This window comes from Pseudomonas orientalis, assembly GCF_002934065.1.
Taxonomy (GTDB): Bacteria; Pseudomonadota; Gammaproteobacteria; order Pseudomonadales; family Pseudomonadaceae; genus Aquipseudomonas; species Aquipseudomonas orientalis_A.
This window is the reverse complement of record NZ_CP018049.1, coordinates 5,007,220-5,019,573: the sequence shown is the minus strand read 5'-3', so window position 1 is coordinate 5,019,573 and position 12,354 is coordinate 5,007,220. Positions and strand designations below refer to the sequence as shown.

Below are 12,354 nucleotides of genomic sequence, written 5' to 3'. Positions count from 1 at the left end.
CGATCCAATGTGGGAGGGGGCTTGCCCCCGATAGCAGTGTGTAGCCCATAGATTTGGTAACTGACACTCCGCCATCGGGGGCAAGCCCCCTCCCACATTTGTGCAGCGGTGTGCTTAAGACTGTGTTCGCTCAACGGCTCGGCGTCATCGCCTGCGTCAAGTCATCCACCACCGCCTTGCCCATCTCACACAGATAATGCGCGGCCCACCCGTATTGCGCTCTCAACCTGAAATGCAATCCATTGTGGGAGGGGGCTTGCCCCCGATAGCAGTGTGTCAGCCAATACATCTGGTAACTGACACTCCGCCACCGGGGGCAAGTCGAATCGTCGCACCGCCCCTCCCACAGTTGTCCGCGCGGCGCATTCAGTCTGCAAAGCGCATCTCCCGCGTCTCCCCCATCAACAACCCCTGATTCTGCTCCGTCACCTCCCGGATGTAATCCCACAACAATGTAATCCGCTTCAACTTCCTCAAATCCTCCCGGCAATACATCCAGAACTGCCGCGTAAGCGCAATCTGCTCCCCCAGCACCGGCAGCAGTCGCGGATCCTGCGCCGCCAAAAAGCACGGCAATATCGCCATCGACCGCCCCTGCTGCGCCGCGACGTACTGCGCAATCACACTGGTACTGCGCAGGCTGGCGCTGGCGCCCGGTACTACGTTCGCCAGGTACAGCAACTCCGAGCTGAACGCCAGGTCATCCACATAGCTGATAAACGGATGCTCGGCCAAATCCGCCGGGCGTTGGATCGGCGGGTGTTGGTCGAGGTAGTCCTGTGTGGCGTACAGCTGCAGTTTGTAATCGCACAGTTTGCAGCACACGTACGGGCCGTGTTCCGGGCGTTCCAGGGCGATGACGATGTCGGCTTCGCGCTTGGACAGGCTGATGAAGTGCGGCAGGGGCAGGATGTCCACCGAGATCGCCGGGTAGGTGTCGACGAAGTGGCTCAGTTGCGGGGTGACGAAGAAGCTGCCGAAGCCTTCGGTGCAGCCCATGCGCACATGCCCGGATAATGCCACGCCGGAGCCGGAGACTTGTTCGCACGCCATGTGCAGGGTGCTTTCGATGGATTCGGCGTAACCCAGCAAACGCTGGCCCTCAGCGGTCAGGACAAAACCGTTGGTCCGGGATTTTTCGAACAGCAGGGTGCCGAGCGACACCTCCAGCGAGCTGATGCGCCGCGACACGGTGGTGTAGTCCACCGCCAGGCGCTTGGCGGCGACACTGGCCTTGCGGGTGCGGGCCACTTCGAGAAAAAACTTCAGGTCATCCCAGTTCAGGGAGCCCAGCGATGTGATGTTTTTTTGCATATTGGACCGGCTTTTATGTGCGTTCTTATTAGAGATTTGCACATCTATACTCCAAAAACAGCCCGAACGCCTCCTTCTTCAAGGCGATTCAACTCCTGCATAACAACAAGATTCCGGAGACCCTCATGAACGCATCTGCCGATATTTCCGTACAACAGGTCAAGTTGCTGATCAACGGCGAGTGGGTCGAGTCCAAGACCACCGAATGGCAAGACATCGTCAACCCGGCCACCCAGCAAGTGCTGGCCCGCGTCCCGTTCGCCACGGCCGATGAGGTCAACGCCGCCATCGACGCCGCCCATCGCGCCTTCCAGACCTGGAAGCTGACGCCGATCGGCGCGCGCATGCGCATCATGCTCAAGCTGCAAGCCTTGATCCGCGAACGTTCCAAGCGCATTGCCGTGGTCCTCAGCAACGAGCAGGGTAAAACCATTGCCGATGCCGAGGGCGATATTTTCCGTGGCCTGGAAGTGGTGGAGCACGCCTGTTCCATCGGCACCCTGCAAATGGGCGAATTCGCTGAAAACGTCGCCGGTGGCGTGGATACCTACACGCTGCGCCAACCCATCGGCGTGTGCGCCGGCATCACCCCGTTCAACTTCCCGGCGATGATTCCGCTGTGGATGTTCCCGATGGCGATCGCGTGCGGGAATACCTTCGTCCTGAAGCCGTCTGAGCAAGACCCGCTGTCGACCATGCTGCTGGTGGAGCTGGCGCTGGAAGCCGGTGTGCCGGCCGGCGTGCTTAACGTGGTGCACGGCGGCAAGGACGTGGTGGATGCGCTGTGCACCCACAAAGACATCAAGGCCGTGTCCTTCGTCGGCTCGACCGCCGTGGGCACCCACGTCTATGACCTGGCCGGCAAGCACGGCAAGCGTGTGCAATCGATGATGGGCGCCAAGAACCACGCCGTGGTGCTGCCGGACGCCAACCGCGAACACACCCTCAATGCCTTGGTCGGTGCCGGTTTCGGCGCGGCGGGCCAGCGCTGCATGGCCACCTCGGTGGTGGTGCTGGTGGGGGCGTCGAAACAATGGCTGCCGGACCTCAAGGCGCTGGCGCAAAAGCTCAAGGTCAACGCCGGCAGCGAGGCCGGTACGGATGTGGGCCCGGTGATCTCCAAGCGCGCCAAGGCACGCATCCTGGAGCTGATCGAAAGCGGCGTGAAAGAAGGCGCCACGCTGGAGCTGGACGGCCGCGACATCAAGGTGCCGGGCTTCGAGCAAGGCAACTTTGTCGGCCCGACCCTGTTTTCGGGCGTGACCACCGACATGCGCATCTACACCGAGGAAATCTTCGGCCCGGTGCTGGTGGTGCTGGAGGTCGACACCCTCGATGAGGCCATTGCGCTGGTCAACGCCAACCCGTTCGGCAACGGCACCGGCCTGTTCACCCAGAGCGGCGCGGCGGCGCGCAAGTTCCAGAGTGAAATCGATGTAGGCCAGGTCGGCATCAACATTCCGATCCCGGTGCCGGTGCCGTTTTTCAGCTTCACCGGCTCCCGTGGTTCCAAACTCGGCGATCTCGGCCCGTACGGCAAGCAGGTGGTGCAGTTCTACACCCAGACCAAGACCGTCACCAGCCGCTGGTTCGATGACGACACGGTCAACGATGGCGTCAACACCACCATCAACCTGCGCTGAAACCTGGGAGACGACCATGAAGATTGCATTTATCGGCCTGGGCAACATGGGCGCGCCCATGGCCCGCAACCTGATCAAGGCCGGGCACGCGCTGAACCTGTTCGACCTGAACCAGACCGTGCTCAAGGAACTGGCCGAGTTGGGCGGCCATATCAGCGAGTCCCCGCGTGACGCGGCCCAGGGCGCTGAATTGGTGATTACCATGCTGCCGGCCGCCGCCCATGTGCGCAGCGTGTGGCTGAATGAAGACGGTGTGCTCGCCGGCATCGGCAACGGCATCCTCGCCGTGGATTGCAGCACCATTGACCCGCAGACCGCCCGCGATGTTGCGGCCGCCGCCGCCCGGCAAGGCGTAGTGATGGCCGACGCCCCGGTGTCCGGCGGCACCGGCGGGGCGCAAGCCGGCACGCTGACCTTCATGGTCGGCGCTACGCCTGAACTGTTCGCCACCCTGCAACCGGTGCTGGCGCAGATGGGCCGCAACATCGTGCACTGCGGCGAGGTGGGCACCGGGCAAATCGCCAAGATCTGCAACAACCTTCTGCTGGGCATCAGCATGGTCGGCGTCAGTGAGGCGATGGCCCTGGGCGATGCGCTGGGTATCGACACGCAAGTGCTGGCCGGGATCATCAACAGCTCAACCGGGCGTTGCTGGAGTTCGGACACCTACAATCCATGGCCGGGCGTGATTGAAACTGCGCCGTCGTCGCGCGGTTATACCGGCGGTTTTGGCGCCGACCTGATGCTCAAGGACCTGGGCCTGGCCACCGAAGCGGCGCGCCAGGCAAAACAGCCGGTGATCCTCGGTGCAGTGGCCCAGCAGTTGTATCAATCGATGAGCCAGCGTGGGGAAGGGGGCAAGGACTTTTCGGCGATCATTAACAGCTATCGCAAGCCTGAATGATGGGGTGAGTGGAGTTGAGGCAATAAGGTCTACTGTAGGAGCGAGCTTGCTCTCGAAGAACTCACAGACGCCGTGTGAATCCAGGAAACACGCGTTATCGTTGACGTTTTTCGCGAGCAAGCTCGCTCCTACAAACGATGTCGGGCGAGCCCGTTCACCGTAGGAAAGCCGCTTGCTGTAGAGATGGCTCAAGCAAACACAAAATACTTACGCACCGTCTCCACCACCTCCCACGTCCCCTTCATCCCCGGCTCCACCACAAAGATATCCCCAGCCCGCAGGTGAATCGGCGCCATGCCTTCCGGCGTGATGATGCAATAGCCTTCCTGGAAGTGGCAGTACTCCCATTTCACGTAGTCCACGTACCACTTGCCCGGCGTGCAGATCCAGGTGCCCATGATCTTGCTGCCGTCTTCGCTGGTGTAGGCGTTGAGGTTGACGGTGTGCGGGTCGCCTTCGAGCTTTTCCCATTTGCAGGCATCCAGGACCGGCAAGGGGTGGGTGTCGCGCAGAACGGTGATGGGCTTGGACATGATGACTCCGAGGCAAGGGAATAAGAGTCGAACCCTATAGCGTCGCAGCGGGGGCTGGTGGTCTGGACTCGACATCGGTATGCCCAGAAGCGCAGTCCAATACGAAGCGCGGTCAATGTGGGAGGGGGCTTGCCCCCGATAGCAGTGGGCCAGTCAATCAGAAGTTGGCTGACACGCCGCCATCGGGGGCAAGCCTCCTCCCACATTGATTGCCGGTGGCCGCACCGCTGTGTTCAGAGGCGTTTCTGCGCGTAAATCAGGGGTTTTCTCGCAGTAACTGCGAAAGAATTCCCCGTTCACGCCAGAATTCGCAAGAAAATTCACGTCCGGCCCTCGTATCATTCACCCAGGAATGAGTGAGAGCCGTTAAATGAACCCAATAAAAACGTGGTGGGATATCAGCCCGCCCTTGAGTGCGGCAACCCCGACCTGGCCGGGCGATACGCCGTTCCAGGAAGAGCGCGTTTGGCAGTTCGGGCCGGAGTGCCCGGTGAATGTGGGGCGTGTGACGCTGTCGCCGCACACCGGCGCCCATGTGGATGCGCCGCTGCATTACAGCGCCGATGGCGCGCCAATTGGCGAGGTGTCGTTGGACGTGTACATGGGCCCGTGCCGAGTGTTGCACTGCCTGGGCAGTGGTGCCCTGGTGCAACCGCATCAACTGCAGGGGCGTGTGGATAACCTGCCCGAACGCGTGCTGCTGCGCACTTATCCACAAGCCCCCCTGACGCAATGGGATTCAGACTTCACCGCCATCGCCCCGCAAACCATTGATCTGCTCGCCAGCCTCGGCGTGCGCCTGATCGGGATCGACACGCCGTCCCTGGACCCGCAACAGTCCAAGACCATGGACTCGCACAACGCCGTGGCGCGCCATGGCATGGCGATCCTCGAAGGCATCGTGCTCGACGACGTACCGGAGGGCGACTACGAACTGATCGCGCTGCCGCTGCGTTTTGCCCACCTGGACGCCAGCCCGGTCCGTGCAATCCTGCGCCCGCTTTTGGAGCACACGCGATGAGCCAGTGTCCCTTCTCCTCAGACTATAAGCCTGCCGATTACCAATCCCCGGAAGAATGGCACAACGCCGAGCTGAACTTCTCCGAGTCCATGAGCTATGGCGACTATCTGGACCTGGGCAAAGTGCTCAGCGCCCAGCATCCGCTGTCGCCGGACCACAACGAAATGCTGTTCATCATCCAGCACCAGACCTCGGAGCTGTGGATGAAACTGATGCTGCACGAACTCAAGGCCGCCCGCGAACATGTGCGCCTGGGCGAGTTGCCGCCGGCGTTCAAGATGCTGGCGCGGGTTTCGCGGATCTTCGATCAATTGGTGCATGCCTGGGCGGTGCTGGCGACCATGACACCGTCGGAATACACGGCGATTCGTCCGTTCCTCGGGCAGTCGTCGGGGTTCCAGTCGTTCCAGTACCGCGAGATTGAGTTCATCCTCGGCAACAAGAGTCCGGCGCTGTTACGGCCCCATGCCCATCGCCCGGAGCTGTTGCAGCAATTGCAGGTGGCGATTGCCACGCCGTCGCTGTATGACGAAGCGATCAACCTGATGCTCAAGGCGGGTCTGGCGATAGATCCGAAACGGGCCGAGCGCGACCCGACGGCGGCAACGGTGCACGATGAGTCGGTAGAAGCGGCCTGGCGCGAGGTGTATCGCGACCCGAGTCGTTACTGGGATTTGTATCAATTGGCCGAGAAGTTTATCGACCTGGAAGATTCATTCCGCCAGTGGCGCTTCCGGCATGTCACCACGGTGGAGCGCATCATCGGCTTCCAACCGGGTACCGGTGGCACCGAAGGCGTGGGGTATTTGCGCAAGATGCTCGACACGGTGCTGTTCCCCGAACTGTGGCGAGTGCGTTCCACCCTCTAAACAAAAGCCCCGGATTACCGGGGCTTTTCATTTGGAATGCCGTTAAAAATGTGGGAGGGGGCTTGCCCCCGATAGTGGTGGGCCAGTAGCCATATCAGTGGCTGACACACTGCAATCGGGGGCAAGCCCCTCCCACATGGGTTACCGCGCTGTCACGACCTTCGCGTTTCGGACTCGCAACCGATACGCCACATAAATAATCCCCACCCACACCGGCATCGCATACACCGACTCACGAATTCCCGGAATCGCCAGCATCACGCTGATGATCATCAGCATGAACGCCAGGCACAGGTAGTTGCTGAACGGGAACCAGAAGGTTTTGAACGACGGCGTCACGCCTTGCTCGCCCATGGCCTTGCGGAACTTGATGTGGGTGATGCTGATCAGCGCCCAGTTGATCATCAGCGAGGCAACCACCAATGCAAACAGCAATTCCAGGGCACTCTGCGGCGCGACGTAGTTGACCACCACGCACAGCAGGGTCACCAGCGCCGAAATCGCCAGCGCCCGCAATGGCACGCCTTGCTTGTTGAGCTTCATCAGCGCCTTGGGCGCGTCGCCCTGCTCGGCCAGGCCGAACAGCATGCGGCTGTTGCAGTACACGCCACTGTTGTACACCGACAGCGCCGCGGTCAGCACCACGAAGTTGAGGATGTGCGCCGCGATGTCATTGCCGATCAGCGAGAAAATCTGCACGAACGGACTGCCGCTGTAGGGATCGCCCGACGCGCCGAGGGTTTGCAGCAGTTGATCCCACGGGTACAGCGACAGCAGCACGGTGAGGGCACCGACGTAGAAAATCAGGATCCGGTACACCACTTGGTTGATCGCCTTCGGGATCACCTTGCGCGGCTCGCTGGCCTCGGCGGCGGTGATGCCCACCAGCTCCAGGCCACCGAACGAGAACATGATGAATGCCATCGACATCAACAGCCCCATGCCACCGTTCGGGAAGAAACCGCCGTGGCTCCACAGGTTGCTGACCGACGCCTGCGGGCCGCCGGTACCGCTGAACAGCAGGTAGCAGCCGAGCACGATCATGCCGACAATCGCCACCACCTTGATGATCGCGAACCAGAACTCCGCTTCACCGAAGAACTTCACGTTCAGGGTGTTGATCAGGTTGACCGCGACGAAGAACACCAGCGCGCTGACCCAGGTCGGGATTTGTGGCCACCAGAACTGGATGTATTTGCCCACGGCCGTCAGTTCGGCCATGCCCACCAGTACGTAGAGCACCCAGTAGTTCCAGCCTGCGAGAAAGCCTGCGTAGCCGCCCCAGTATTTATGCGCAAAGTGGCTGAAGGAGCCGGCCACCGGCTCTTCGACGATCATCTCGCCGAGCTGGCGCATGATCAGGAAGGCGATGAAACCGGCTATCGCGTAACCCAGGATCATCGACGGCCCCGCCGACTTGAGCACTCCGGCTGAGCCGAGGAACAACCCCGTGCCGATCGCCCCTCCCAACGCGATCAGTTGAATGTGCCGGTTCTTCAGGCCGCGCTTGAGGCCCACCGGGTTTACCATGTCATCCGCCATTAACATTCCCTTCTACTTGTTTTTCTTAAGGGTGAGTGCAGGCGCATCAGCCCCTCAGAAGTGCTGAGGGTCAGATATTACTCTGCGTAAACTTTTCGTAATACAGCTGGACGCCATCAAGTGCCTGATCCGCCAGCCATTGTTGGATCGATTCGACCATCGGCGGCGGGCCGCACACGTACATATCCACCGATCTGTTGCGCAAACCGGCCAGGTCGAAATGCTCGGTGAGGTAGCCGCGCTTGCCCGTCCATTGCGCTGAGGCGTCGCTGAGGACTTCGGTGTAGCGAAAGTCGGCGATCTTCGATGCGTAACTGCGGATGCGCGCCGCTTCGCACAAGTCCTCTGCGCCGCGCACGCCGTAATAGAGGTGCACGGGGTGTTCGCAGCCGCTGGCCGCCAACTGATCGAGCATGCCCAGCAACGCCGACAACCCAGTGCCGCCAGCGACCAGCACCAGCGGTTGGGTGACGTGCCGCAGGTAGAACGCTCCCAGCGGCGCCTCCATCAATACCTCGTCACCCACCTGGCAGCGCTCGCGCAGGTAGTTGCTCATTGCCCCGTCGGGCAGCAGGCGCACCAGAAACTGCAACTGGTTGCCCGGCAGGTTGGCGAAAGAGTAGGAACGCCAGTTGTCAGTGCCGGGTACCGACAACCGTGCATATTGGCCGGGCAGAAAATCCAGCGGTGTGTCCACCTGCAACTGCAGGATTGCCGTACTGGCCGACACCAACTGCATGTCGCTTACCGTTCCGCGCACCTGCATCGGCCCCGGCGCATTGCACAGGCTTGAATCGAAGTCGAAGTAGAAGGTCGCATCGGACTTCACTCGCGTCTGGCAACTGAGCATTTTGCGCTGTTGCAGGTCGAGGCCGGACAGCGCTTCCTCGTCGACATAGTCCTGGGTGTAATCGCCGGATTCGCAGCGTCCCTGGCAGGTGCCGCACACGCCTTCGCGGCAGTCCAGAGGGATCTTGATGCCGTTGCGCAGGGCGGCATCCAGCAGGATTTCATGGGCGCCCACCGGGAAAAACAGGGTCTTGCCATCGGCAAAACTGAAGGCCACTTTGTGGTTCATTCACATGACTCCGTGGATAGGTATGAACCTTGTAGGAGCGAGCTTGCTCGCGAAAAACGTCAACGATGACGCCGGCAGCCGGGATGCACGCGGTGTACTTGAGTTTTCGCGAGCAAGCTCGCTCCTACGGGGGAATGTGCCACCGTCACAGGTGGTAGAAATCCAGCACCGAGTTGATGGTGTCGTTGAACAGCACCGCGTGCTTGCGGGTGATCACCCAGCTGTCGCCCGCAGGCTTGAGACGGTAAGTCGCGTACCCATAAAACTGCTCGGACGTTGCCAGCCGATAGAACAAGGTGTGCCAGTTCAGCTTCACCTCCAGCGTGCCGTCGGCCTGTTCGGCGATGCGCACGTTATTGATCAAGTGCAGCGTGCGCGGCATTGGCGTGGCCGAGGCCGCCTTGCCGGTGCGCAGGCGGAAGACGCGGTCCTCCAGCCCGGAGCGGTTGGCGTAATAGATCAACGACATCTCGCGCTTGGGGTCCTGGGTGTAGACGTGTTCCGAGTCCCATTGCGGCAAGTGAAATTCACTCACTGGGTCGAACAGTTGCACATAGGCATCCCAGTCCTGGGCGTCGCACAGTTCGGATTTACGGTAGAAGAATTGTTCGATCCGGTACTGCAACTGGGCATTCATCACTTCACCTCCCGCAGTTGCAGTGCCTGCCGGTCCAGGCCGTCGAGCAGGAATCGCTGCCAGTTGCGGTGCTGGTTGACGTACAGGCCTTCGTGGGTGAATTCAGTGCCGGTCATGGCGGGCTGAATGCCGATGGCTTCGCTGTTCGGGGTCGGCCCGGTCGCCCAGCGATGGCTGCCGCGCGAGATGTCACTCCAGCGCTCCAGCCGGCCCTGGAAACCGCGCTGGGCCTCGCGAAACTCCACCAGGTCATCCGGCGTGCCCATGCCCGAGACGTTAAAGAAATCTTCGAACTGGCGAATACGGTTCTCGCGGTCGGCGTCGGACTCGTTCTTCACCCCCAGGCACTGGCTGATGATCTCGGTCTTGTTCCACGCCAGTGGGCGGATGATGCGCAGTTGGGAACTGATCTGGTCGAGAAAAAACAGGCTCGGGTAGATATTCAGGTTGCGCAGGCGGTGCATCATCCATTCGGCTTTCTGCTGGCCGTGTTCGGCCACCAGGCGCGGCATGATGGTGGCGTAGCCGGAGCGCACGCTGGGGTTGGGCATGTCGCTGAACAGCAGACTGTGGCCGTTGTTGAAGGCAAACCAGCCGTCGTCGGTGTTGGCGTCGCCGGCGCCGAGCTTGCTGTAGTCCAGGGTAGTGCCGGCACTTGCGCCATTTTCGCTATTGACCTGCTGGCGGTGCTGCACCGTGGCCACATAGTTGTAGTGCACGGTGCTGACGTGATATCCGTCCAGGCCGTTTTCGTTCTGCAGTTTCCAGTTGCCGTCGTAGGTGTAGGCGGACTTGCCCGGCAGCACCTCCAACTCACCCGTGGCGGACTGCGCCACCATCATGTCGAAGAACACTTTGGCGTCACCCAGGAAGTCTTCCAGACTGTCGGTGCCGTTCACGTCGAGGCTGATGAATACGAAGCCTTTGTAGCTGTCGATGCGCGCCTTTTTCAGGCCGCGCGTGGCTTTGTCGAAACCTTCCGGGTATTCACCCGGCGCCTTGACCTTCACCAACCGGCCATCGCTCTTGTAGCACCAAGCGTGGAATGGGCAGGTAAAAGTCGATTGGTTGCCCTTGCCCACACGGGTGAGGGTGGTACCGCGATGCTGGCAGGCATTGATCAGCGCGTTGAGCCGGCCTTCGCCGTCGCGGGTGATGATCATCGGCTGGCGCCCGGCGCGCATCGTCACAAAGTCATGGTGATTGGCCAGTTCACTTTCGTGGCAGGCGTAGATCCAGTTCTTCTCGAAGATCAGTTCCATCTCCAGATCGAACAGTTCGGGCTCGGTGAACATGTCGCGGGCGATGCGGAACACTTCGTCCGCCGGGCGAAAGTCCAGGCAACTGTCGATAAAGGTTTTCCACTGTTCGACGTTTCTTGCACCACTCATGGGAGGCACCTTTTTGATCGGGCTAATCGGTGATGCATTAGAGGCAGCGGGGCAGGGCGTGGGCTATCCGCTTAATGGGGGAAGGCAGGCCGGATAATTGGGCAGCAAATACCCAACCCGGTGCGGATCGGTGACGGGATGCGCTACCGTCTGGCAGGGCAACGGCCTGAAAAGCCGGCGTCTTATCCACATAGTCGGCGGTTGCTATCCACCTGGTAGCAATTTCGCCAGCGTGGCGCATTACTTGCTGTCCAACCCTAACGACGCGCCGTCAGAGCGCGCAAACGCCTAACCGCCGTGGGTGCACCTGATGAGCAGCCAAACGATTCAACGCTTCGACCTGGAAGGCGCGCGTAGCTGGATGTCCGGCATCTGCGGGCCCCATCGCCTGGCCACCGCCACACCCGAACGCCTGCGTTTTCACCACAGCGCCAACATGTTCAAGTCCCGTGCGACCACCCTGGGTGTGATCGAATACGGCACTGATGTGACCATCGACATCGAAGATGCCGAGCACTTCAGCAGTTACAGCCTTAGCCTGCCCCTGGTGGGCGAGCAGGAGTTGAGCAAGAACGGCGAACGGCTGAGTTCCAACCCCGACCAAGGCGTCATCATCTCGCCCAACGAGCATCAGGTGCTGGCGATTTCCGGTGACTGCCGCAAGTTGCAGGTGGTGATCACCCGCGCGGCAATGAGTGAGTCCCTGGAAGGTTTGCTGCAACGGCCGATCGAGGCGCCGTTGCGCTTTGAGTCGGTGATGGACGCGGTGGACGGCGCTTCGGCGTCGTGGTGGCGCATGGCGCGTTACTGCATTGCCGAACTGGAACACGGCAGTGAGTTGTATGAGCAGGCCGCGTTTACCCGTGACCTGGAAAGCTCGTTGATCAAGGGGCTGATCCTGGCCCAGCCGAACAATTATTCCGAAGAACTGCGCGACGTACTGGGCGTGAAACTGCCCCACTATTTGATCCGTGCGCGCAAGTTTATCCACGATAACGCCCGCGAAGCCGTGCATCTGGAAGACCTGGAAGCGGCTGCCGGAGTGTCGCGGTTCAAGCTGTTCGATGCCTTTCGCAAATATTTTGCACTGTCGCCGATGGCTTATCTGAAGAAGTACCGGCTGAGCGCCGTGCGCCAGGAGATGCTCGAGCATGGCGCCACACGGACCATCTCCGAGATCGCCCTGGGCTGGGGCTTCACCCACTTGGGGCGGTTTTCGGCGGAGTATCGCAAAGTGTTCGATGAATCCCCCAGCCAAACCTTACAGCGCAAGCGCTTGCGGACTCTTTGAACCCGATGGAGATCAAAATGTGGGAGGGGGCTTGCCCCCGATAGCAGTGTGTCAGTCAACACATCCATTGACTGAGCCACAGCAATCGGGGGCAAGCCCCCTCCCACATTGGAATTGCAGTGTATGGACGG

Annotated in this window: 11 protein-coding genes and 1 pseudogene; 5 read left to right on the top strand and 7 right to left on the bottom strand. The window is 60.8% G+C overall.

What is annotated here, in order from left to right; all coding sequences use genetic code 11:
• Positions 1 to 130 precede the first annotated feature (130 nt).
• Positions 131 to 217, bottom strand: a pseudogene (locus BOP93_RS22670) (DUF3077 domain-containing protein); the annotation flags it as partial.
• A gap of 149 nt (positions 218 to 366) precedes the next feature.
• Positions 367 to 1,314: a LysR family transcriptional regulator gene (locus BOP93_RS22665; RefSeq protein WP_104504738.1), complete on the bottom strand. Its 948-nt coding sequence runs from the start codon at positions 1,312 to 1,314 to the stop codon at positions 367 to 369.
• Between the two features lie 125 nt (positions 1,315 to 1,439).
• Here BOP93_RS22665 and BOP93_RS22660 point away from each other — a divergent pair, with 125 nt between their 5' ends.
• A complete protein-coding gene (locus tag BOP93_RS22660) occupies positions 1,440 to 2,957 on the top strand; it encodes a CoA-acylating methylmalonate-semialdehyde dehydrogenase (RefSeq protein WP_104504737.1) in 1,518 nt (505 codons plus the stop codon).
• A gap of 16 nt (positions 2,958 to 2,973) precedes the next feature.
• On the top strand, positions 2,974 to 3,861 hold the full coding sequence (gene mmsB, locus BOP93_RS22655; protein WP_104504736.1) for a 3-hydroxyisobutyrate dehydrogenase: 888 nt from the start codon (positions 2,974 to 2,976) through the stop codon (positions 3,859 to 3,861).
• 188 nt (positions 3,862 to 4,049) lie between these two features.
• Here mmsB and BOP93_RS22650 read toward each other — a convergent pair whose 3' ends face one another.
• Entirely contained in the window at positions 4,050 to 4,394 is a 345-nt protein-coding gene (locus tag BOP93_RS22650; protein ID WP_104504735.1) for a cupin domain-containing protein, read from the bottom strand.
• 370 nt (positions 4,395 to 4,764) lie between these two features.
• Between BOP93_RS22650 and kynB the strand changes: the two genes are divergently transcribed.
• Together kynB and kynA are read left to right on the top strand one after the other, a co-directional pair.
• On the top strand, positions 4,765 to 5,415 hold the full coding sequence (gene kynB / locus BOP93_RS22645; protein ID WP_104504734.1) for an arylformamidase: 651 nt from the start codon (positions 4,765 to 4,767) through the stop codon (positions 5,413 to 5,415).
• Positions 5,412 to 6,284, top strand: coding sequence for a tryptophan 2,3-dioxygenase (gene kynA / locus BOP93_RS22640; RefSeq protein ID WP_104504733.1), 873 nt, complete (start codon positions 5,412 to 5,414; stop codon positions 6,282 to 6,284). The genes kynB and kynA overlap by 4 nt, the downstream gene beginning before the upstream one ends.
• Before the next feature lie 141 nt (positions 6,285 to 6,425).
• On the opposite strand, the gene BOP93_RS22635 is transcribed toward kynA, so the two are convergent.
• From BOP93_RS22635 to antA, 4 genes are all read right to left on the bottom strand, one after another.
• Positions 6,426 to 7,826 (bottom strand): amino acid permease, encoded by a 1,401-nt coding sequence (locus tag BOP93_RS22635; RefSeq protein ID WP_104504732.1) that lies wholly within the window; start codon positions 7,824 to 7,826, stop codon positions 6,426 to 6,428.
• 70 nt (positions 7,827 to 7,896) lie between these two features.
• Entirely contained in the window at positions 7,897 to 8,904 is a 1,008-nt protein-coding gene (gene antC / locus BOP93_RS22630; RefSeq protein WP_104504731.1) for an anthranilate 1,2-dioxygenase electron transfer component AntC, read from the bottom strand.
• A gap of 145 nt (positions 8,905 to 9,049) precedes the next feature.
• On the bottom strand, positions 9,050 to 9,541 hold the full coding sequence (gene antB, locus BOP93_RS22625; RefSeq protein WP_104504730.1) for an anthranilate 1,2-dioxygenase small subunit: 492 nt from the start codon (positions 9,539 to 9,541) through the stop codon (positions 9,050 to 9,052).
• Positions 9,541 to 10,932, bottom strand: a complete 1,392-nt coding sequence (gene antA / locus BOP93_RS22620) for an anthranilate 1,2-dioxygenase large subunit (protein WP_104504729.1) — start codon at positions 10,930 to 10,932, stop codon at positions 9,541 to 9,543. The genes antB and antA overlap by 1 nt, the downstream gene beginning before the upstream one ends.
• 310 nt (positions 10,933 to 11,242) lie before the next feature.
• Between antA and BOP93_RS22615 the strand changes: the two genes are divergently transcribed.
• Positions 11,243 to 12,223 carry an AraC family transcriptional regulator gene (locus tag BOP93_RS22615; protein WP_104504728.1) on the top strand — a complete coding sequence of 327 codons (981 nt, stop codon included), beginning with the start codon at positions 11,243 to 11,245 and terminating at the stop codon, positions 12,221 to 12,223.
• Positions 12,224 to 12,354 lie beyond the last annotated feature (131 nt).